Below are 20,906 nucleotides of genomic sequence, written 5' to 3'. Positions count from 1 at the left end.
AGCATGAATTCCAAGTGTTACTGCACTGGTTGGCCCCTCTTGGTCGCCTTGGTGGCAAGCATTCTGGCATTGCCCAGCCTTGCTGCGCCCCTAACACTCGACGAAGCCTTACGCTTGGCTGAAAACAACGCCCCTTCACTGACCGCTCAAGCTGCTAAACAGCAAGCAGCCCGTAGCGCAGCCATTCCAGCCGGTGAACTACCCGATCCGAAGCTCCTGCTGGGCGTACAAAACTATCCCATCAGCGGCCCTGAGGGTGGGCACCTGAAGCAGGACCCCATGACCATGCAGATGGTCGGGGTCATGCAGGAGGTACCCAACCGTGACAAGCGTAAAGCACGCATTGAAGTTGCTGAGGCGTCCGTAGCGCGAGCTGAGGCCGAAAGCCGTTTCGAGCGACTGAACGTTCGTGAGGCCACGGCATCAGCTTGGATCAGCAGTTACTCCGTCGAACGGAAAGAGGCGCTGTTTCAGGATTTTTACCGGGAGAACCGTCTATTGACTGATACCGTTCGGGCGCAGATTGCCGGTGGCCGAGCTCAACCTGCCGATGCGATCACGCCCAAACAGGAGGCGGCTCAGTTGGCGGAACAACAGGACGAGCTAATTCGTCTACGTGCGAAAGCCCGAGCGGCACTCAAGCGCTGGGTTGGCCCAGCGGCCAATGACAAGCTCGTCGGCAGCTTTCCCGATTGGCCCATCGATGCCTCAAGTTATTCCCAGAAGCTGCAACAGCACTCTGCCGTGGCGGCTTCCGCTTCAATGACTCGCGAAGCGCAGGCCAAGGTGCGTGAAGCCGAGTCGGAAAAGCAGTCCGATTGGAGTTGGGAGCTCGACTACCAGCACCGCGACAGTCAGTTCGGCGATATGGTCAGCGTGCAATTTACTTTCGACCTACCACTGTTCCCCGACTCTCGACAAAACCCGAAAATCGCCGCCAAACACGCCGAACTGAATCAGCTGGAGGCGGAGCGCGAAGCTCTTGTACGTGAAAAGACCCAGCAACTGGAGGACGATCTGGCGGAGTACGAGCGTCTGAACCGTGCCGTGCACCGCAGTCAGGACAGCTTAATACCGCTGGCCAAGGAAAAAGTGGATTTGACTATGGCCAGCTACAGCGCAGGTAAAAGCGACTTGGCAGCAGTCATTACGGCTCGACGTGCGCTTATCGAAACCCGCCTCAAACAGATCGACTACGAAGAACAACGCGCCCTCACCAGTGCTCGCCTGTATTTTGCTTATGGGGATACCAAACAATGAGCACTCGAATCTGGAAAGGGGCTTCACTGGCAGGTTTTTTGATTGCTTTGGGCGCTATCGGAGGTTACTGGATCTCTCACCAGCGCATGAGTGCAACGCCTGAAACAACTGCTGAGCAAGCACCTAAAACGCAAGACGAACGCAAAGTTCTGTATTGGTACGATCCGATGCAGCCACAACAGAAATTCGATAAGCCGGGCAAGTCGCCCTTCATGGATATGGAGCTGTTGCCCCGATACGCTGATTCCTCGGCGGACAATGCGGCCATGAGCATCGACCCTGGCCTGACCCAGAATCTCGGCTTGCGCTTGGCCACCGTCACCCGTGGACTCCTTGCTTCCAGTCTGGACGTGGTGGGTGCGCTAGCATTCAACGAGCGGGATGTCGCGGTCATTCAATCGCGTACTGCCGGCTTTGTGGAGCGGGTGTATGCCCATGCTCCAGGCGATGTACTCAAAGCCAATGCGGCGTTGGCCGATATCCTGGTACCCGAATGGGCCGCTGCTCAGGAAGAGTTTCTCGCACTCAAACGCATCGGCGATGCCGACTTGCTGGCGGCAGCACGACAACGGCTGCGTTTGACCGGGATGCCAGCGACGCTGATTGCTCAAGTCGAGCGAAGCGGCAAGGTTCAGCCGATCTTGACACTCACCAGCCCCATCAGCGGTGTGCTGTTAGAGCTGAGTGTCCGTTCAGGTATGACTGTGGCCGCCGGCGTGACTCTGGCTCGGGTTAATGGCTTGAGTAGTATCTGGCTAGCGGTGGCTGTTCCAGAGTCGGAGACTGGATCGATCATCGTCGGGCAAGCGGTCGAAGCACGTTTGCCAGCCTTTCCGGGGAAAGTACTCAGTGGCACCGTCAGCGCGATTCTGCCCGAAACCAATCCAGACAGCCGGACCGTGCGCGTGCGGGTTGAATTGCCCAATCCTGATGGGCAACTGCGGCCGGGCATGACAGTCCGGGTGCACCTGAATCGTTCGACAGATCAAAGCGTATTGTGGGTGCCGAGCGAGGCAATCATCCGCACTGGCCGACGTGTCTTGGTGATGCTCGCTGAAGGCGCTGGCCGCTACCGACCTGTAGAAGTGCAACTCGGGCAGGAAAACGAAGGCAAGACAGTGGTATTGAAGGGGTTGGAAGAAGGTCAGCAGGTAGTCAGCTCAGGGCAGTTCCTGCTCGACTCGGAGGCCAGCCTCAAGGGGCTTGTCGCGCCGACTCTGGAAGTTCCGCCATCCACTGCCGCAGCTGCCGCCTTGCATGAGGCCGAAGGCCAGATTGTCGAGATCAACAACCAAGACGTGACGCTCGCCCATGGTCCATTCAAAACGCTGGGCATGCCAGGCATGACCATGACCTTTCCATTGGCTGACCCTGTTCTCAGACAAGGACTTAAAGCGGGGGACAAGGTTAGGATTTCACTGCGTCAAACCGATGATGGTTTGCGCGTTGAACGCCTGGAAAAACTAGGGGGTCAGCCATGATTGCCGCCCTGATCCGCTGGTCAGTAGCCAACCGCTTCCTGGTACTGCTCGCCACGCTGTTCGTCACGGCCTGGGGTGTCTGGGCGGTTCAGAGCTCCCCCATCGATGCATTGCCAGATCTTTCCGATGTTCAGGTGATTATTCGCACTCCTTATGCGGGGCAAGCGCCGCAGATTGTCGAGAACCAGGTGACCTACCCACTGGCCACCACCATGCTATCGGTGCCAGGGGCCAAAACAGTTCGCGGCTATTCCTTTTTCGGCGACAGCTTTGTTTACGTGTTGTTTGAAGACGGTACCGACTTGTATTGGGCTCGCTCACGGGTATTGGAGTATCTGAGCCAGATACAAAGCCGTCTGCCGGCCAGCGCCAAACCGGCTTTGGGTCCGGATGCTACGGGGGTGGGCTGGATCTACCAGTACGCACTGGTGGATCGCAGTGGTGGGCACGATCTGGCGCAGCTACGCGCACTACAGGATTGGTTTCTCAAGTTCGAACTCAAGACCCTGCCCAATGTGGCGGAGGTCGCCACTGTGGGCGGCATGGTCAAGCAGTACCAGGTGCAGCTCGATCCGCTCAAACTTGCCAGTCAGGGCATCACCCAGGCGCAGGTGGCCGAGGCTATCGGTAAGGCCAATCAGGAAACCGGTGGTGCGGTGCTGGAAATGGCGGAAACCGAATTTATAGTGCGCGCTTCCGGTTACCTGAAGACACTGAATGACTTCCGTGCGATTCCACTCAAGCTTGGCGCTGGTGGTGTACCAGTGACCCTCGGCGACGTCGCGACTATCCAGATGGGGCCGGAAATGCGTCGCGGCATCACCGAACTCGATGGCGAAGGTGAGACCGTCGGCGGCGTGGTGATTCTGCGCAGTGGCAAGAACGCTCGCCAAACCATTGCTGCGGTCAAAGCCAAACTTGACGACCTGAAGAGCAGTCTGCCAGCCGGAGTAGAAATCGTCACCACCTATGATCGCAGCAAGCTGATTGATCGTGCCGTGGAGAACCTTGGCTACAAACTGCTTGAGGAATTCCTCGTCGTCGCGGTGGTCTGCGGGATATTCCTTTGGCATTTTCGCTCATCCCTAGTGGCTATCATCTCTCTGCCGGTGGGGGTGCTGATTGCCTTCATCGTTATGCGCTTCCAAGGGATTAATGCCGACATCATGTCGCTTGGCGGGATCGCTATCGCCATTGGCGCCATGGTCGATGCCGCCGTGGTGATGATCGAAAATGCTCACAAAAAGATCGAGGCCTGGCACGCGGCCCACCCGGGGAAGGAACTGAAGGGTGAACAACACTGGCATGTAATGACCGAATCGGCGGCCGAGGTAGGGCCGGCACTGTTTTTTTGTCTGTTAATCATCACACTTTCGTTCATACCGGTGTTCACACTGGAGGATCAAGAGGGACGTCTGTTTGGTCCTTTGGCCTTCACCAAGACCTACGCCATGGCCGCTGCGGCCGGACTATCGGTAACCTTGGTGCCAGTGCTGATGGGCTACTGGATTCGTGGACGAATCCCCAGAGAGGAGCAGAACCCTCTGAACCGCTGGTTGATCAGGATCTATCAACCGGCCCTGGACGCGGTACTGCATCGTCCGAAAATCACCCTGTTGGTCGCGCTCTTGGTCTTTCTCAGCGCGCTATGGCCGGTCTCTCGCTTGGGCGGCGAATTCCTCCCTGCGCTGGACGAGGGCGATTTACTCTATATGCCTTCGGCCCTACCGGGGTTGTCGGCGCAGAAGGCCGCGCAACTGCTGCAACAGACTGACCGCATGATCAAAACCGTGCCAGAGGTCGAACATGTCTTTGGCAAAGCCGGCCGCGCTGAATCCGCGACCGATCCAGCCCCCTTGGAGATGTTCGAGACCACCATCCAATTCAAACCACGCGAGCAGTGGCGCCCCGGGATGACCCAAGAGAAGCTGGTGGAAGAACTGGATCGAGCGGTGCGAGTCCCGGGGCTGACCAATATCTGGATACCGCCCATCCGCAACCGCATCGACATGCTCGCCACCGGTATCAAGAGTCCAATCGGGGTAAAAGTTACCGGTCCCAACCTCACGGAGATCGATGCAGTTACTCAGGCAGTCGAGCGCGTGGCGAAGGACGTGCCTGGGGTCAGTTCATCTCTGGCCGAACGATTGACGGGTGGGCGTTACATCGATGTGGATATCGATCGTAAGGCAGCTGCCCGCTACGGGTTGAACATCGCCGATGTGCAGTCGATCGTGGCCGGTGCTATTGGTGGTGAAAACGTCGGGGAGACAATTGAAGGGCTCGCACGCTTTCCGATCAACGTGCGTTATCCCCGAGAATGGCGCGACTCGCTCGGTGCATTGGAGCAGCTGCCGATCTACACCCCTTTGGGGAGTCAGATTACCCTCGGAACAGTAGCAAAGGTCAAAGTCAGTGAAGGGCCTCCGATGCTCAAGAGCGAGAATGCACGGCCTTCCGGCTGGGTGTACATCGATGTGCGGGGCCGGGATATTGCCTCGGTGGTCGCCGACTTGCGCCGGGTCGTCGGTGAGCAGGTCAAGTTGCAGCCAGGCATGAGTTTGAGCTACTCCGGGCAGTTCGAGTTTCTAGAGCGAGCCAACGCACGGCTCAAGTTGGTGGTACCGGCCACGTTGCTGATCATTTTCGTACTGCTCTACCTGACCTTTTCCCGTTTCGACGAGGCCTTGCTGATCATGGCCACCCTGCCATTCGCTCTTACGGGTGGCGCATGGTTCCTCTACCTATTGGGATTCAACCTGTCGGTGGCTACCGGCGTCGGTTTCATTGCTCTAGCAGGTGTGTCTGCCGAATTTGGCGTGATCATGCTGCTTTATCTGAAAAACGCCTGGGCCGAACGCGAAGAGGCAGACGACAGTACCGAGCGTGGGTTAATCGCCGCGATTAGCGAAGGCGCCGTGCAGCGTGTTCGACCCAAGGCTATGACCGTGGCGGTCATCATTGCTGGTCTGTTACCAATCTTATTGGGCAGTGGTACCGGTAGCGAAGTGATGAGCCGCATTGCCGCACCTATGGTCGGTGGCATGATCACTGCGCCTTTATTGTCTCTGTTTGTCATCCCTGCGGCCTATCGTCTGATGCGCCGTCGACACCTATCTGCTGAACCCACCAACACTTTAGAAAAGATCGTATGAAACTGACCCTGATTGCAGTTTCTAGCACCGTAACTGAAGACGACGGAGGGAGTCATGCTCGATTACTTCGCTTTGGGCCTCTTAATATTTGTCGGTTTGGTTTTGTTTTACGGAATCCTCATGTTGCATGACATCCCCTATAACATCGCCGTGAGCCGCAATCACCCTCATCAGGATGCGATCCATGCGACTGCTTGGGTAAGCATGTTCACCTTACACGTGCTCTGGCCGTTTCTGTGGATTTGGGCAACCTTGTACAGGGAAGATCGAGGGTGGGGTTTCAGCGATGGACAATCGCCGAAAAACCATGTCGTTCACCTGGAGCAACAGATCACAGACCTGCAACAGCGCATTGAGCGCCTGGAAGAGACAGCGACGTCGCCAAAGGCATCGGCTAATTCTGAAGAGGGCATCTAAGCTCCGCTCGCTCGCAGCAGGTATTCCATACCGATTTCGCACCAGACGATCTGCGCTTGGCGCAGTTGTAAGGTATCGATGCCGAGCCCAGCCCAAAGCTAGGGGTGATCCAAGATGAGTTTTGAACTTGGTCGTCACCCCTCGCTTGCTTGACTTCGATCAATGTTTCTATTTCTTTGCAAGCTAGACTGAAAATTGTTACGACGTAAAAAGTCGAGGAAGTACTCCATGTACTGGTTCCGCCGTCATCGTCAAAGCCTATTGCACCTCACCCTCGTGGTGTGGGTGTTGGCTGTGGCGGTAATGGCAATCCAGGGTTGTCTGGTGCAGACAGGTCACAATGTAGCTACGCCACACACTGCCGAGCAGTATTTGCAGCCTGATCATGTTCTCCACGCCAATGGTTGCCTCCAGACGTGTGAGGACGTTGCCACGGCGATTAAACCTTCATCGCAGATTCCAGTATTAGACCCCATCAACTGGGTAGTCCTTTTGCTGTTAACTGCGGCAGTACTCCTACTTATCCCAGAAGAGAAATTCTCCTTCGCCGCTCTTCAACTGAAGCGCCCCGCACCGCCGGGGAGGCCAGCCCGCCTGACTTTCGTTCGTTCCAACGATTAACCCCAATTTCAAAGTGGCCGGCACCGGTCGCTCTGTCTTGCTGCGCCGCTTTTTTGCGACTCAGTTGTTCCTGCTTACCCTTCACAATCTCCGGAGCTCATCATGCAAGCAATTTCCAAATTGGTTCTAGCCACGATTTTGGCAAGCAGTGCGTTCATGGCCTCTGCCGAAGATGCGCACCACCCAGCCGACGTACCAAGCAACTCAGCCGAGAATACAGCACCAGCACCAGCACCAGAGTCGGCGGCCATGACTCAAGCTATGACCGATCAAATGCAGAAAATGCAGGCTGCACATGACAAAGCAGCGGCTGCAAAGACTCCCGCCGAGCGCCATGCGGCCATGCAAGAAGGCATGAAAACGATGAAGGACAGCATGGCCATGATGAGCAAACATCATAGCGCAATGGGCTGTATGAACATGTCTGGGGATAAGAACAGTGGAGGTATGGGGATGATGGACATGATGATGAAAATGATGGATCAGCAGTCAAACATGATGAACATGCCAATGACTAAGTGAAGGTGACCCAGATGCAACGACGTACCTTTCTCGGCGGGATGGCTGTAGCAGGACTGGTAACTCCTTGGTTGCGCGCCTGGTCGGTCGAGACCATGGGCTCCCCGTCGTCGCCTCTTGGGCTGCCATTGCTGGCATCAGAGTCACTGCCCAAAGGTGGTACTCTTCGGGAACTCACCAAACTGACCAACACCAGCAATCAGCCAGGCAACTTCCAAGGCAAGCTGATCGCTGCACCTGTAACGCTGCCGTTTATCCCCGGTCATGCTTCGACCGAGTTCTGGGCCTATAACGACACTCTGCCCGGTCCTTTGATTGAGCTATTTGAGGGGGACACGGTGGAAATCACCTTCGTGAACCAGCTTAAACAGCCATCCACTATTCACTGGCATGGCTTGCCAGTGTCGCCGGAGCAGGACGGTAACCCGAAAGACCCAGTGCCACCCGGCGGAAGCCGTATCTATCGTTTCAATCTGCCCGAGGGTAGTGCCGGTACCTACTGGTACCACCCTCATCCACACCAATATACCGCCGAGCAAGCCTTCCGTGGACTGGCTGGGGCTCTGGTGGTCCGATCGCGCAAAGACCCACTGATCACACTGCCGGAACGACTGTTAGTGATCTCTGATCTCAAACTGGACCGCTATGCTGCCATTGCACCAAATGAAGAAAACGACTGGATGAATGGTCGCGAAGGTCAGTTCGCCTTGGTCAACGCCCAGCGTCAACCGGTATTGCCATTCGATACAGGAGGACGCGAGCGTTGGCGCGTTTGGAATGCCTGTAGTGCCCGATATCTACAACTCACGCTGCCCGGTAGTACGCTGACTCTAGTAGGAACGGACGGTGGTTTATTGGAAGCTGCACAGCCAGGACTGACCGAATACTTACTGGCGCCCGGCCAACGGGCCGAACTCATAGTCGACGCCAGTAACCGTCGAGACAAAGCAGAGCTAATTGCTAATGTATATCCACGGGGCAAGATGGGTAATGTGGCGCCTGATCGAATCATCCCCCTGCTAACAGTTGATTTTGCAGCCGTCACTTCCAAGGTACAGGCAGACTTGCCTGCCCATCTTGGCTCAGTGGACGACCTTGGCCCGACGTCAACCTCTAAGCAGGTAGTATTCAGTGAAAGCATGAGTATGGCCAATGGTCGCCATAGCGTTCAGTTCCTAGTCAACGATCAGGAATACGACATGCAACGGATCGATCTGACCAGCCGAGTCAATGAAGTGGAGCTTTGGGAAATCGTCAACCGCAGCGACATGGACCATCCCTTTCACCTACACGGCACCCAATTCCAAGTAGTTGAGCGCGAGTTTGAGGGAGTGGTCACGCCCGCTCCATTCCGTGCATGGCAGGATACGGTCAACCTGCGCGCGAATGAAGTCGTACGTATTAAAACAGTACAGCGATGGCCCGGCTTACGCATGTTTCACTGCCACATCCTCGAACATGAGGCAATGGGCATGATGGGACAGCTTGAGGTGGTTTGAGCGGAGACAACAATGTCGTCATAGGCAGAACATTCGTCAGATTCCAACAAGCCGGAGAAGTTTCGAGTTAGGCAGGTATTGGCTTGATCATTTCCGCGAAGCAGGTTCATCGACCGCTGATATCGATAAACTGCCGCGCAGAAATAGCCATCCCAAATTACTCCGGCTCAAGCTCTTGACGTTGCACTCACCGGACTATCGCTTGGTATAAGTGCGCACGCATTACACCCTGCCAAGCGGTTCCCAATTATGAGACTGAGTGACAATTACACATTGGCATGTAGCTATCGCAGTCATAAGGCGGAAGGCTCGAACGGCCGGCATAACTATGTTCAGCGTTGCAACCTACGAAATTGACAGCACTTTACCTACTGAAATGGCTACGAAATGGAGGATCGCTAAGTCCGAGAAACGCTATCTGGGCCGTCGTCAGAGAACAGGAGCTCAGTAACCAACCAGACGCCTAGTACCGGCGGTAGAGGTCCATGTTTCTCCTCAACGAGATACAGCTCGGCTTTCCGGCGCTCCTCTAATTTGCCAGCGAGCCAAATATCACTCGCAGCGGGGTAATGACGCAGCAGGCCTTTGGCACGAAGTCGTAAGGATTCGGGCACGCTCGCGTCATGGGCAAGATCCTGTAGAAATCTCTCTGTCTGGACAACGCTACGGGTACGCTCATGTACCTTAGTCATAAAGATTTATCGCTCCTGTTAAGTCGCTGAAGCAGCTGCGTCCGTCGGCGCAGACTAAGTGCGCATTATTCAATCAGAAAACACTCAGCAACTGATGTCGAAAGTGCTGCGAAAAATTTACGGCGAAGGTCGACTCCAATCGAAACTCATCAGGTGTTAAATCACCAACCTGATATTTTGACTCCAAGTATCCAGAGCTATTTATCTCGAAATATTCATCAGGATCCTCAACATTTAACTCCTCACCACGGGCTTCTTTTGCTGGGACTTTAACCTGGATACAGACTGCTGAATCCTCGGGTAGATCATCGGCAAGTCGCTGCGCATAGCGTTGCAGTAATGGCTCGGCTAAAACATAAAACCATGCTTGATCATCAGACTCCCCTATCCGCCGAAGAACTCTTCCCAGTACTTGTCGAAAGTGCAGTTCGGTGCGAATGCGACTCAGATAACAGCAGACCTGAAGCCGAGGAATATCTGTACCCTCACTAATCATCCCAACTGAAATTATCCATCGACAATGACTATTTCTAAAACTATTTATTATCTGCTGGGCATCCGGCGTTTTGTTTGTCACGACGCAGCAGATTTCGCCCTTTGCCTTTAACTCTAAAGCTATTTGGTGAGCATGTTTAATATTTGTGGCAACTACCAAGCCTGCCGCATCCGGCTTCTCTTTTCTGACATCGTTAAGTTTTTCGCATGCCTTGCTCAATAGCTGACAGAGAATGTCATCGTGGTAAAGCAGGTCCTCGTAAGAAACGGGAGATTCGTCTAAAAGATTTGCAATGCTAGGAAACAGCCTAACCGAACCGTAATTATCCCCGTCCTCCATAAGGCGTACCTCTTGGTTATCCATTAAAACGATGCGAGGTGACCGGCAAACGCGATCGGTGATGGCCTCTTTAAGCCCATAGCGGTAATCACAAATCAACTCACCTTCCGGGGTTGAATACCGTGCCAGAGAAATAACATTTTGATCGGAGCGCCAAGGTGTACCCGATAGCGCCAGAGTGAACGCTGCACGGTCCTGTACACGCTGAATGATCTGTTGCCCCCACGAATTGCTTGATAGTGAGTCGTGCCCCGCGCAGTGATGAATCTCATCGAAAACAGCAAAAACTCGATACTCATCAAAAAGCTTCCAAAAGGCTTCCTCTCGATATTCCATCGCTTGATAGGTGCAAGCAGCACCAATTGCTCCTAACAAACCATCCAGACGCCGACCGAGCACTTTAGAAAATGTAGTCCGGAAACCCTCTACTACCTGGCATGAAGGTGCAAAGCAGAGAATCAGATCAATCTTGTCGCGCTCCAGAAGACGGCTTGCCAATTCTGCCGCCATTCGGGTCTTCCCAGCGCCCGGCGTCGCCTGACAGAAAAGATGAGGGCTAGAGATATAATGGTTCAGAGCCGTATCAATGCACCTACTTTGCCAATTCCTCAGTGATCCATTCATCATGATGTGAGTGTCTTCAATGTCTTCTCGACCGCACGCAGGTGGCCCAACAGGCGTGAGCTTCTATCTCGTGCTTGCAGGTACTCACCCTCTACTTGCTCTCTAATGTGTGGCATCTCCTCTAATATCTGTTTATAGCGTTCCGCTTCCCCCATTGACGAAAGGAAATCCAGTCGGACCTCCTTAAGCAGGGTCTCTAAATGCTGAGTCACATTTGTATCTGGCGATGCCTTGGGTGTGGCTGGAAGGTCACGTGCGGGCCCTTTCCTAACCTTGGTTGTGCAGGCGGGTTTGCTTACAAACTCGGAGTCGACGAGATTCAGCCGTAAATGATCTGGGACTGATCGCATGTGATAGACCTGTCCGCGCTTACGGCGATCTTCATCTTGGACAATCCAGCCTACGTGCAACATACGTCGAATCTGTTTATAGACATACCGTCGTACGTCACTCAGGCGGACATTCATTCCTTCGAGGTGTCTAGCATAGGCATCTCGCACATCACGGGTCGTAAAATGCTCGAAACCCTCTTGCTGGAGCATGGCATACAGCTGCCTGTCGAAGGTGAAAGAATCAGATTTCATACAGGTACCTGAGGGAGAATCACGGAACGGCCAAAATACGGATTATAGTCCGTGGTCGATTCGTCCGCAAACACAGGATAGTGCCGTCTCAAGTGGGCTGAGGCGGCTATGCAGCAACTGGCAAAGGTGTTGGGCAAAAACATTCGGGCAGAAAGAAAGGCCAAAGGCCTTTCACAAGATAATCTGGCACTCATTTGCAAAGTCGACCGTAGCTATATGGGACGTATTGAGCGAGGAGAGGTAAATATAACGATAGAAAAGCTATACCAAATAGCCGGCATATTGGAGTGTGAACCAGCAACGTTATTGCCACCTCTAACTTCAGACTTATACCTGTAAGAAAACAACTGGACCCACTGCTTTTGTGAAAAACAACTCGCGCACCGGACTGCACAACCGAACTGGTTCGACATCTAGCATCACAGTTCGAAAGCTGAATGGATACCAATCGTGGGCTTCAGAACGGTTCAAAAGCCTAGCGCGAAATCAGCCATCTTTTGATACATTGGTACAACTGAATTATCTCTGATCGATTCAAATGTGGGCTGACGCCAGTTCGGCCAAAAAAATTAACGCCGTGTCCCGGCATCGTTGATAACTACAAAGTCTCTTCATGTTTTATTCGCTCCTTCCGGCCAAGCCCCATCGTTTTTCGAAGTGGGTATTCTTTCAGTACGGCCCCCTTTACTGGAAAAGTTCCTTCGGAGGGACGCGTTCTGATCGCCCTTCAAGAATACATTTCCAGCCCCAGGTCCGAAGTTTAGAGGCACGCTCGAAATCCTTGACCAGCTTAATTGGGATGTCTTTAAGGTCAGACCTAATTTCAAAATGAGGTCTCATGGCATAGTAGACATCGAACCCCATTCTCCCTTGAATCAACCGCTGCATAACCTTGACACGATGAGGCCAATCCAGGCTTTTCCCCTGTCGAGACGCAGTCTGATAAACCATCACGTTTACATGGGCGGACGCAAACACGTAGTCGCTAGTTATCATCCATAATTTAAGATGAGGTAAAACCCCTAGAGGCAAGATGTGCTCAATTACCCAATCCAAGAATGGAGACGCAATTTTTCGGGCTTGGAGTTCAATTGCAATCATTAGAAGTACATTGTGCAAAGCACGCGCCGCTTTCACAGCAGTTGCACTGCGCTTTTGCTGTGTCGCTTCAAGTATCAAGCAAATGAGACAAGCTACACAGTCGAGACTGGCTCGCTTCTCAAGCATTTCTAATAGTCGTTGTGTAACAGGCACTCGTTTCGAGTAAGCAGACAAGCCTGAAAATTCTGACGAAAAAATTACCGCTTGTATGTCGACACTAAGTGTTCTCATGTATGCATCTGCATCGACACTCTTTTTACCTACCGACCGCATTATTTCCCATAGTGGATGTCCCAACTCTCGAGTTGAACCAGGTGCGAGAAGCTCAACGCGCTTGAGAGTTTCGGACTTCGGGGTGTTTAGGTCTTTGTCATAACCTGACCATTTACTTCGATAATGACGGATTGTCCCATTACCATTTCGTTTAAACGACTCCTTCTCAAAGTATTTTTCCAATGCATATGCAGAAGATAGGAGAGTGCGCTGCTTTAGCCCTTCGTACCAGTAGCGTACTCGCATCGTTTCAATTGGGCTCCGCGGGGTAGAATTTTTTTCATAAAATTTGTTCCGTTTTTTTTGCGTATCCTCGATATCGACCCCATTTACTCTAGAAATATCAGTCATTTACTGTGGCCTCGTGAAAAACTGTACCGTAAAAAATGTAGGTGACTTACGGCTGGAACGCAAGTGAGCCGTTTACTAATATGCAGCGTGACTACACGGGACAAACCGCGTCATGAATGAACACAACGAGATAGAGGCACTCGCCTCCGAACTGGAACACGACCTTGTAGAGCGCTACGGACTCATGCTCGGTAGTACCGCGTTGTGGCGGGAATTGGGCTACGCGTCCCACGAAGCATTTCGCAAGGCCAAGCAGAGAGGGCGAATCGAGGTGCCTCTGTTCGACGTACCAAACCGGCGCGGGGCCTTTGCCTTATCTAAAGAGGTGGCGACATGGATTGCCAGGCAGCGTCTCACATCGACACAGCTGCCCGAGGCAGTGCAAATAGAAGCTCAATGACGCGATCGATAAGATCAGCCATAGGAAAAAGAGGTAACGACATGAAAGACGACTGAACCGTAAAGCGACAGTTCAGGAGCACAAAAAAGCCCGGGGTTGGCGCCCCAGGCTTTTTAAGGTGATGTCAGGTTTCAAGTCCAAGACATTGCCATTCTGTGTTCCCCTGCGTTCGGCGTCAAGCCGGCCAAACCCCGTTCATCTTTAAATTCCACACGGCGCGATTTGTGAGGCGTTCACGCGCCCATCGCGGGGAGCAACGATGAGGCTACCAATAGAAAAGCAACGCGAGGTACTACGCCTTGCGGAGGATAATAATCTGTCCAACCGGGCCATAGGCAGGCTAGCGAAGGTATCTCACAATACGGTTCGCACAATTCGGGATCAGCTGAAACAAAGCGGCGAAACCTGGGAAAATCTCAGGGAACTAGACAATAAGATGCTTGTTACCCGTCTGTGTAGCGAAACAAAGGGGGCAGCTAACAGAAAGGCTTGTCCACTTTGGCTGGATGTCCACGAACAGCTTCGATTGCCTGACATGACGCTTGAGCTGTTGTGGCAGGAGTTTAGGGAAGAAGAGCCCTTTGGTGTTTCCTATGCTCAGTTCACTCGACTCTATCGTAATTGGCTGAGCACACAAAAGGTCAGCATGAGACAGGTGCACCTGCCTGGTGACAAAATGTTCGTCGACTTTTGCGGACGCACGATGCCTATAACAGATCCATTAACAGGTACGGTCAGTTTCTCTCAGGTTTTCGTCGCTGTTCTGGGAGCCTCGGGATATACATTCGCGACAGCTGTCGCAAGTCAGACAACTCAGGACTGGCTACGTTGTCACGTGCGAGCCCTAGAGTTTTTTGAAGGTGTACCAAAATTTGTTGTCCCCGATAATTTGAAAGCTGCGGTGCTCAAAACAACTCGTGATCAAATTGTATTGAATCGCGCATATTCAGAACTCTCTGAACATTATGGCATAACCATCACCCCTGCGAGGCCTCGCAAGCCTAAAGACAAATCGCTGGGCGAGATAGGTGTTCAAATTGTACAAAGATTTGTTCTCGCGAGGCTCCGCGAACGTACATTTTTCTCATTAGACGAACTTAATGAGCAAATTACTTATTGGGCAAGAGCTTTGAACGACAGAGTTACTAAAACATATCCCAAAAGCAGAATGGTGCGGTTTCTTGAAATTGAGTCACCAGCTTTGCAGCCACTTCCTGAGAGAGCCTACAACTATAGCCAATGGTTTTACCATATCCGGGTCGGTAGCAATTATCACGTTGAATTCAACGAGCATCATTATTCGGTCCCTTTTCATTTTGCTAACCAAATTGTAGATCTACGCGTAAACGATGAGTGGCTTGACGTCAGTTTCCAACGGCAAATCATCAGCACACATCGTGTGGAACACAGTCGAGGAGTCAGCACATTACGAGAGCATTTGCCTCGTAACCACAAACACTTTCAGGATTCACAACCAGAGATGTTATTGGCTTGGGCACAGAGTATCGGCTCAGAAACTTTGTTTTTCGCTAAAAAGAATCTCGATGACAGAAGGGACTTCGCCACAGGGCTTCGGGCTGTAGTCGCGCTCAGACGCGACGTGCGCAAAGGACAAATTGAAGCGTCTCGATTGGAGTCGGCTTGTGCCTATGCAAACTCGCTTAACATTTTGAGCACGGAACGACTCCGGTCAATTTTACGTAACGGGTCTGACCGGCGTCCTGTGTTCAAAGTTTCAACGCCGCTAATTGAGCACTCAAATATTCGCGGTGCCAAATACTACTCCGTACAGGGAGATGAACCGGTATGAAACAAGCATTGAACACCGCTCAGGGACTGCTGGATCTTGGGTTAACGGGAATGGCGATCGCTTATGAGCGTCAGCTTGAAGAACCTACTCTGCTTAAACAGCCTTTCGATACGAGGCTTGGTTTGATGATGGAGGCAGAGACATGTCAGCGCGAGACCAGAAAGATTGAGCGTTTGCTAAAGGCGGCCAAGCTGCGTGAGTCAGAAGCGACCCTTGAAAATATCGAGTTTAAAGCCAATCGCGGGTTGGATCGCAACGTAGTCATGACCTTAGGTGAATGCGAGTGGCTACGGCGTCGACAAAACATAATCATCACCGGTGCAACAGGTACTGGGAAAACCTGGCTGGCTTGTGCCTTTGGAAATCAGGCTTGCCGACTTGGCTCACATACTCTGTATCGTACAGCAACAAGTCTATTCGAAGAAATATCTCTTTCTTATGCGGATCACACACTCCCCAAACTTCGTCGACAATTGATCCGAACCGAGCTCTTGATCATTGATGATCTTGGTATCGGTGGAATTGATGCGCAGCTTGGTCCCTTCCTTCTGGATGTCATTGATCAACAGTCTCAAAACGGCTCGTTGCTTATTACCAGCCAGTATCCAAAGGAGAGTTGGTATGACTTGTTTACTGACCCAACGATTGCGGACGCTATCCTTGATCGAATCGTGCATAAATCTCATGTTATCCAGCTCAAAGGGGAGTCTATGCGCAAAATCAAAAGCCGCAAGCGCTGAGCTTTTCGCCAGGCAAGTGGCTGGTGCGGGTGGTGCGCGCGTCAATGGCAGGCACTGGTTATATCCAATATACCTGGTCAAATCGAATGCAAACGCTCGGTCAATCGGCGTGTAACTAATTGTTTGTTAGCACTATCTATGCGGTGAGGCGTTCACGCGCCCACTGCACAATGTATCAGCTGCTTTGGTAGCATTCCTTGGAGTCAACGTACGTTATGCGACGGAGGCCACTACGGCAACTGTTGCGCTACGCTGCTTAACTGGACCACCTTCGGCATTTACGAATTAACAACTCGTGAATAAGATTGGTGGCTCCGCTTCGTACGCCATGAACAACAACAGGCGGATCAATTTTAGAAAGCTTCTGGGCCAGGCTCGACGCCAGTAAACGTGATCTCCACTGGCTCACCCTCACGCTGCCACGCGAACTGATAGACCAGCCATTGGTGCTCACCCTCGCAGCGGTCTGCCACAAGTAACAGAGTCCATCCTGCCGTCAATAGTCGATTGGCGTTTTCTTCGCTGCGGGTGCTGATCAACGTTCTTGTCTGCTCGATGCCCATCGATGAATGATCCTTGCCACAGATGATCGACCTGAAGACGGATACTTCGATTGTCTTCCTCAATGCTAGCCCCAACGGAGCTCAGGTGCGTAATCCAGGTGCTATCTCCAGCTCTCTCATGCGGCCCCCATCAGAACTTAGGGGGCGATAGTCAGGGAGGTTGAGGCAAAAATTTTCTGCCAGCCGGCCCGTAGTTGGTGAGACCTCAATTTAAATCATCTTGGTCAAGTCGAATGCAATTGACTGGTCAAGTCGATTGCAAACGGGTGGTCAAGTCGAATGCAATTGACTGGTCAGATGCAATGCAAATAGGTGGTCAAGTGGAGTGCAATTTCCCATGAATCACCAATCTCTCTGCAAGTTGCTCACGTAACGCTTCAGTCTGGCGGACGTAGTCATTTTGGGTGAGGTCGCCGCTGGTTCGCTGAGCTGCCAGCGCTTTTAAGTCATTCTCGTACTGCTGCCTTATTTGCATCTCCTGCTGGAGCCTTTCGCGAGTTTTATCACTCGATCCGAGCCCTGCCAGATCCATGTCGTAGCCGTTTTTCTGCGTTTGAGTCTGGCTCTCCTGGGCAGAGAGGAATGCGTTGAACTTGGCGTCCGCCTCGTTGGCTGCCTGGATCTTTTTCAAAGCATCCAATTCGTCGGCCTTGCCCCGAAGGTAGGTCTGTTGCTGCGCAGTTAGGCCGGCGAGCTTGCCGCTCTCCAATTCGAAGGCTAGCTTCGTAGCCTCGGATGCTTCGTTCTGCTTATCGGTTGTGACGTTTATCAATTCGATCTGACGCTGGTAGTTCTCGCCCGCAGTATCGAATGCGCGCTGCGTTGCGTTCCGCGCCTGCTCGCTGGTTTGGACCGCCTTCTTCGTGGCGGCCTCGCTAGCGGCCTTGGCGTCCTTTTCCTTCGCGTATTGGATGAGGAGCTGCTGTTGCGCCGGCAACAATTTTCCTAATTCGCCGCTCTCGATCGCGTATCGAACTTTCGCCGCCTCGGTGTTCTCGCCCTGGAGCGCCGCCTGTTTTTTTAGGTCGGTTAGAAGCTTCTCGTAGGCCGGATTTACGGTTGCGCTCGGTGCATCACCGGCTGGCTTCTGAGAGCCAAGATCGACAGCGCCTTTCTGCATGCGATTGGTTAGCGCAGAAATAGTGCCAGCCCTTGCCTGTAGGCCGGAGATTTCTTCGTCTATCTCGGCGCGATCATAGAACTTGAACTTGAAGAAAACGGTGTCACTTGCGTTATTTTTGTCCAGCTTGGCGCGGGCGTCGGTCAAGTCGCGCACCTGGGACAGCGTCACGTTTAGCTGGTTATTCAAGCCGGCCACGGTTTGCTTGTCATCCCTGAAAAAGTCCAGGAATTCACCGGAGTTGTATCTATCTACTGCCTGCGAGAGCGCCAGAATACTATTGGCAAATTTGCTGCTGGCACCTGTAGCCTCATCCAGCTTGCCAATGGTCACAATCAGGGAGTTGTTGAACGCGGTCATGGCCTGCCCAGACGTTACCTGCAAGCTTGCGCTGAGCTCGTCAACCTTCCCCTTCTGGTTTTCCAAGGCTCGAACGATGCTTTCCGAGGTTAGCTTTCCCTCCGCCCCCATCGTTCTCAATTGGCCGATCGTAACGCCAAGGCCGCGCGCGATTGCCTGGGCAAGAGCGGGTGTCTGCTCCATGATCGAATTAAGCTCGTCACCTCGAAGCGTGCCAGATGCAAGAGCTTGTCCGAACTGGACCATTGATGCATCAGCTGCCTGAGCGCTTGCCCCGCTGAGAGCAACGGATTTGGCTACCGTTTCGGTGATGCTAGCTACTTGGCCCAGAGACAACCCAAGCTGCTTGCCGTTTTGCGCAATGCGCTGATAAACCTGGGCAGTAGTGTCGAGCGCCTGCCGCGAATTCTGTGCCACCTGGAATACGTCTTGCTGCGCCTTGCTGAGCTGCTGGCTTCCTTCGGTGACCAGCCTTAAGCGGTTCGTGATATTGGTGTACTCGGCGGCAGCCTGACTGATTTTGGTCACGCTAAAGGCGGCTGCTAGGGGGGCAGCAAGCCCGGAAGCCATGGCCGCCAATGAACGGAATTGACGTTCCATCCCCTTAACTTGTGGTGTTGTGGACTGCGCGCTGGCCCCCACACTCTGGATAGCCTTACTCGCCGAGCTTAGTGCCGGATTTATCAGCAAACCTTGATCCTCAAGTTCGCTTAATGCTTTTCGAGTGTCCTCCGCTTTTTTCTCTGCGTCGCGACTATCAATTTCAATAACTAGGCGTGAGGTCTGCGTCATATCAATCTCCAGGTACAAAAAAACCCGCCGAAGCGGGTCTTTGTGATGTTTCGTTTACTCGGCAAGAGCCGGCAAATCCGTCTGGCAGTGCTTGCACTTGACTGCCTCTTTTTGTACCAGCTCCGCACATGCAGGGCATTTTCTATACCGGGCTGACACGCCAAACTTTCTCGCTATCTCTCTGCTCTTTTCATCATCAATACCCAGCGGCGGAAGAAACCAAAGAACAACGAGCGCCAAGGCAGACAAGAAGAAACCAAGAACCACCCAGCCAACCACGTTTCGACCTTTTTGATTCGCGTAGTAACCGCTGAGCGCTGCAATAGCAATCCAGATGATGAGATATTCCATGACGTCTCCTTGTTTATGGCAGCAATTTACCACCATCCACAGGAAGCGCCAAAACTGCCTGTACGCATCCCCGGCACGAGAAAGCCCAACGCGAGCTGGGCTTGAGATGAAGGATTTACACACATTCAGTCAACATGGAGACCTGTATGACAGAGACTGCCCTCAACTTCAAATGCCTCGGCCACACCAAACGAGACGACGGCTTGATTGGGCGCTATCACCTGGAAGTGACCGATACTCGCAGCGGCAAGACCGCGACGATCTCTGTCGAACCCAGGCACCTTGCGTCGGCCAGGAGCATGAAACGGATCCTTCTGGATCGATGCATGTTCTATATGGCAACACGCGCATCACACGACCAGATGCTTCTGGAGCTTCTCGATCAGCAGGTTAACGCAATCCAAGATTAGCCCGGCTCGCCGGGCGAGCCCCACGTCCACCAGACGCAAAAAGCCCAGCGGGTGGCTGGGCTTTATGCTTCTTCCTCGCCCTGAAAGAGGTGACTGTATCACCGAGATTGCACGACGCTGTGGCTTTACCAAGGTTGGCTCACAGTTGGCTATCGGAAACCTCGATCCAAACGTCGGTGACGGCACGATAGCGCCATACCTTTATTGATGCGTTATCACCCGGGGTCATGCGGCTAATGATGGCTGTAACCTCAGGAGGACTATTCACCGGAGTGCCTGCGATCTCCAAAATAATATCGCCAGGTAGAAGCCCCATTTTCGCGGCATCGATTCCTGTCTCTGGCCCGAAAACCAAAACACCCTTTTCAGAGGCTAAACCGAAGCTTTTGACTACTGCCGGAGTCACTGGACTTATATGCGCCCCTAAACGTCCTACAGGAACCGGTTTGACAGCCGGTGCCGGCACCGCCGCCAAAGGAATCTGACTTGGGGTAGCTCTTGGAACAATCTGCGTGGCTGGTGAAGCGCTCGTTGCAACCCCTGGATTGGTTGCGACCGTGCCCGTACATCCTCGCTGAGTAACTACCTGACCAATCACTTGCCGGATTTTCTCCGTTCTGGGAGTTGCGTACTGCTCGTAGCTCGTTTGCGTAATTAATAGTGTATTGCAGTCCATAGCTTCGTAAGTTGCCGGAGACTCGGTTTGGCGATGAAATTCAGCGTATTTCGCTTTTTCCTCGGCGCTCATCGGAAGGAAAATGCAGCTCACCAGTAGTGGGGTTGCTGTAACCATTAACGTCATGAGCTTGATCGACATAGCCTTCCCTGATGCAGGTGATTTTCTTTTGTGAATTGAAAGCTACTGTTTTGGCATGAACCTGTCCAATTGAGGTGCGCCTGTACGAATCCCCAGTAGCTACTTGCTGCCTCTGAATAGTAGCCTTCTGC

Annotated in this window: 20 protein-coding genes; 12 read left to right on the top strand and 8 right to left on the bottom strand. The window is 52.9% G+C overall.

Translation table 11 applies throughout. The features are described 5' to 3' along the window. The first annotated feature begins 3 nt into the window (after positions 1–3). The 7 genes from CKW15_RS06680 (at position 4) to CKW15_RS06650 (ending at position 8,952) form a co-directional block, all read left to right on the top strand. On the top strand, positions 4–1,260 hold the full coding sequence (locus CKW15_RS06680) for a TolC family protein (protein WP_060543712.1): 1,257 nt from the start codon (positions 4–6) through the stop codon (positions 1,258–1,260). Then, the gene (locus CKW15_RS06675; RefSeq protein WP_095057876.1) at positions 1,257–2,741 is read left to right on the top strand and encodes an efflux RND transporter periplasmic adaptor subunit; all 1,485 of its coding nucleotides are present in this window, start codon (positions 1,257–1,259) and stop codon (positions 2,739–2,741) included. The genes CKW15_RS06680 and CKW15_RS06675 overlap by 4 nt, the downstream gene beginning before the upstream one ends. Beyond that, entirely contained in the window at positions 2,738–5,896 is a 3,159-nt protein-coding gene (locus CKW15_RS06670) for an efflux RND transporter permease subunit (RefSeq protein WP_095057875.1), read from the top strand. Before CKW15_RS06675 ends, CKW15_RS06670 begins: the two co-directional genes overlap by 4 nt. Before the next feature lie 54 nt (positions 5,897–5,950). Further along, positions 5,951–6,313: a DUF3302 domain-containing protein gene (locus CKW15_RS06665; RefSeq protein ID WP_060543709.1), complete on the top strand. Its 363-nt coding sequence runs from the start codon at positions 5,951–5,953 to the stop codon at positions 6,311–6,313. Between the two features lie 228 nt (positions 6,314–6,541). Continuing rightward, entirely contained in the window at positions 6,542–6,934 is a 393-nt protein-coding gene (locus CKW15_RS06660; RefSeq protein WP_060543708.1) for a hypothetical protein, read from the top strand. A 102-nt stretch (positions 6,935–7,036) separates the two neighbouring features. After that, on the top strand, positions 7,037–7,456 hold the full coding sequence (locus tag CKW15_RS06655) for a hypothetical protein (protein ID WP_060543707.1): 420 nt from the start codon (positions 7,037–7,039) through the stop codon (positions 7,454–7,456). 11 nt (positions 7,457–7,467) lie between these two features. Beyond that, positions 7,468–8,952, top strand: coding sequence for a multicopper oxidase family protein (locus CKW15_RS06650; protein WP_060543706.1), 1,485 nt, complete (start codon positions 7,468–7,470; stop codon positions 8,950–8,952). A gap of 398 nt (positions 8,953–9,350) precedes the next feature. On the opposite strand, the gene CKW15_RS28935 is transcribed toward CKW15_RS06650, so the two are convergent. The 3 genes from CKW15_RS28935 to CKW15_RS06635 all read right to left on the bottom strand — a co-directional run bounded on the left by CKW15_RS28935 (position 9,351) and on the right by CKW15_RS06635 (position 11,687). Further along, entirely contained in the window at positions 9,351–9,644 is a 294-nt protein-coding gene (locus tag CKW15_RS28935) for a BPSL0761 family protein (protein ID WP_060543705.1), read from the bottom strand. A gap of 73 nt (positions 9,645–9,717) precedes the next feature. After that, positions 9,718–11,103, bottom strand: coding sequence for a DEAD/DEAH box helicase (locus CKW15_RS06640; RefSeq protein WP_060543869.1), 1,386 nt, complete (start codon positions 11,101–11,103; stop codon positions 9,718–9,720). Next, on the bottom strand, positions 11,103–11,687 hold the full coding sequence (locus tag CKW15_RS06635; protein ID WP_060543704.1) for a hypothetical protein: 585 nt from the start codon (positions 11,685–11,687) through the stop codon (positions 11,103–11,105). Before CKW15_RS06635 ends, CKW15_RS06640 begins: the two co-directional genes overlap by 1 nt. A 108-nt stretch (positions 11,688–11,795) precedes the next feature. On the opposite strand from CKW15_RS06635, the gene CKW15_RS06630 reads away from it, so the two are divergent. Then, positions 11,796–12,026 (top strand): helix-turn-helix domain-containing protein, encoded by a 231-nt coding sequence (locus CKW15_RS06630; RefSeq protein WP_082457623.1) that lies wholly within the window; start codon positions 11,796–11,798, stop codon positions 12,024–12,026. Between the two features lie 345 nt (positions 12,027–12,371). Here the strand turns inward: CKW15_RS06630 and CKW15_RS27965 are convergent, their stop codons facing one another. Further along, entirely contained in the window at positions 12,372–13,412 is a 1,041-nt protein-coding gene (locus CKW15_RS27965) for a hypothetical protein (protein ID WP_060543703.1), read from the bottom strand. Positions 13,413–13,524: 112 nt separating this feature from the next. On the opposite strand from CKW15_RS27965, the gene CKW15_RS06620 reads away from it, so the two are divergent. From CKW15_RS06620 to istB, 3 genes are all read left to right on the top strand, one after another. After that, entirely contained in the window at positions 13,525–13,812 is a 288-nt protein-coding gene (locus CKW15_RS06620; RefSeq protein WP_060543702.1) for a hypothetical protein, read from the top strand. 259 nt (positions 13,813–14,071) lie between these two features. Further along, the gene (gene istA / locus CKW15_RS06615; protein ID WP_060543701.1) at positions 14,072–15,622 is read left to right on the top strand and encodes an IS21 family transposase; all 1,551 of its coding nucleotides are present in this window, start codon (positions 14,072–14,074) and stop codon (positions 15,620–15,622) included. Next, on the top strand, positions 15,619–16,362 hold the full coding sequence (gene istB / locus CKW15_RS06610) for an IS21-like element helper ATPase IstB (RefSeq protein WP_060543700.1): 744 nt from the start codon (positions 15,619–15,621) through the stop codon (positions 16,360–16,362). The genes istA and istB overlap by 4 nt, the downstream gene beginning before the upstream one ends. Positions 16,363–16,715: 353 nt before the next feature. Here the strand turns inward: istB and CKW15_RS06605 are convergent, their stop codons facing one another. From CKW15_RS06605 to CKW15_RS06595, 3 genes are all read right to left on the bottom strand, one after another. After that, positions 16,716–16,925, bottom strand: a complete 210-nt coding sequence (locus CKW15_RS06605; protein ID WP_060543699.1) for a hypothetical protein — start codon at positions 16,923–16,925, stop codon at positions 16,716–16,718. A 316-nt stretch (positions 16,926–17,241) separates the two neighbouring features. After that, positions 17,242–19,197 (bottom strand): tape measure protein, encoded by a 1,956-nt coding sequence (locus tag CKW15_RS06600; protein ID WP_095151893.1) that lies wholly within the window; start codon positions 19,195–19,197, stop codon positions 17,242–17,244. Between the two features lie 54 nt (positions 19,198–19,251). Further along, positions 19,252–19,548 (bottom strand): zinc ribbon domain-containing protein, encoded by a 297-nt coding sequence (locus CKW15_RS06595; RefSeq protein ID WP_095151892.1) that lies wholly within the window; start codon positions 19,546–19,548, stop codon positions 19,252–19,254. A 146-nt stretch (positions 19,549–19,694) separates the two neighbouring features. On the opposite strand from CKW15_RS06595, the gene CKW15_RS06590 reads away from it, so the two are divergent. Then, the gene (locus tag CKW15_RS06590; protein WP_095151891.1) at positions 19,695–19,958 is read left to right on the top strand and encodes a hypothetical protein; all 264 of its coding nucleotides are present in this window, start codon (positions 19,695–19,697) and stop codon (positions 19,956–19,958) included. A gap of 139 nt (positions 19,959–20,097) precedes the next feature. On the opposite strand, the gene CKW15_RS06585 is transcribed toward CKW15_RS06590, so the two are convergent. Next, the gene (locus CKW15_RS06585; protein WP_095151890.1) at positions 20,098–20,775 is read right to left on the bottom strand and encodes a PDZ domain-containing protein; all 678 of its coding nucleotides are present in this window, start codon (positions 20,773–20,775) and stop codon (positions 20,098–20,100) included. Positions 20,776–20,906: the final 131 nt, after the last annotated feature.

The organism is Pseudomonas sp. Irchel s3b5, from assembly GCF_900187435.1.
In the GTDB taxonomy this organism is placed as follows: domain Bacteria; phylum Pseudomonadota; class Gammaproteobacteria; order Pseudomonadales; family Pseudomonadaceae; genus Aquipseudomonas.
This window is presented reverse-complemented; position numbering and strand designations above follow the sequence as displayed.

Coding starts and splice junctions, on each gene's coding strand:
- CKW15_RS06655 (WP_060543707.1), top strand. CDS start 7,037: ATGCAAGCAATTTCCAAATTGGTTCTAGCCACGATTTTGGCAAGCAGT.
- CKW15_RS06670 (WP_095057875.1), top strand. CDS start 2,738: ATGATTGCCGCCCTGATCCGCTGGTCAGTAGCCAACCGCTTCCTGGTA.
- CKW15_RS06635 (WP_060543704.1), bottom strand. CDS start 11,687: ATGAAATCTGATTCTTTCACCTTCGACAGGCAGCTGTATGCCATGCTC.
- CKW15_RS06630 (WP_082457623.1), top strand. CDS start 11,796: ATGCAGCAACTGGCAAAGGTGTTGGGCAAAAACATTCGGGCAGAAAGA.
- istB (WP_060543700.1), top strand. CDS start 15,619: ATGAAACAAGCATTGAACACCGCTCAGGGACTGCTGGATCTTGGGTTA.
- CKW15_RS06620 (WP_060543702.1), top strand. CDS start 13,525: ATGAATGAACACAACGAGATAGAGGCACTCGCCTCCGAACTGGAACAC.
- CKW15_RS06585 (WP_095151890.1), bottom strand. CDS start 20,775: ATGTCGATCAAGCTCATGACGTTAATGGTTACAGCAACCCCACTACTG.
- CKW15_RS06640 (WP_060543869.1), bottom strand. CDS start 11,103: ATGAATGGATCACTGAGGAATTGGCAAAGTAGGTGCATTGATACGGCT.
- CKW15_RS06665 (WP_060543709.1), top strand. CDS start 5,951: ATGCTCGATTACTTCGCTTTGGGCCTCTTAATATTTGTCGGTTTGGTT.
- CKW15_RS06660 (WP_060543708.1), top strand. CDS start 6,542: ATGTACTGGTTCCGCCGTCATCGTCAAAGCCTATTGCACCTCACCCTC.
- CKW15_RS28935 (WP_060543705.1), bottom strand. CDS start 9,644: ATGACTAAGGTACATGAGCGTACCCGTAGCGTTGTCCAGACAGAGAGA.
- CKW15_RS06600 (WP_095151893.1), bottom strand. CDS start 19,197: ATGACGCAGACCTCACGCCTAGTTATTGAAATTGATAGTCGCGACGCA.
- CKW15_RS06595 (WP_095151892.1), bottom strand. CDS start 19,548: ATGGAATATCTCATCATCTGGATTGCTATTGCAGCGCTCAGCGGTTAC.
- CKW15_RS27965 (WP_060543703.1), bottom strand. CDS start 13,412: ATGACTGATATTTCTAGAGTAAATGGGGTCGATATCGAGGATACGCAA.
- CKW15_RS06680 (WP_060543712.1), top strand. CDS start 4: ATGAATTCCAAGTGTTACTGCACTGGTTGGCCCCTCTTGGTCGCCTTG.
- CKW15_RS06605 (WP_060543699.1), bottom strand. CDS start 16,925: ATGGGCATCGAGCAGACAAGAACGTTGATCAGCACCCGCAGCGAAGAA.
- CKW15_RS06675 (WP_095057876.1), top strand. CDS start 1,257: ATGAGCACTCGAATCTGGAAAGGGGCTTCACTGGCAGGTTTTTTGATT.
- CKW15_RS06590 (WP_095151891.1), top strand. CDS start 19,695: ATGACAGAGACTGCCCTCAACTTCAAATGCCTCGGCCACACCAAACGA.
- istA (WP_060543701.1), top strand. CDS start 14,072: ATGAGGCTACCAATAGAAAAGCAACGCGAGGTACTACGCCTTGCGGAG.
- CKW15_RS06650 (WP_060543706.1), top strand. CDS start 7,468: ATGCAACGACGTACCTTTCTCGGCGGGATGGCTGTAGCAGGACTGGTA.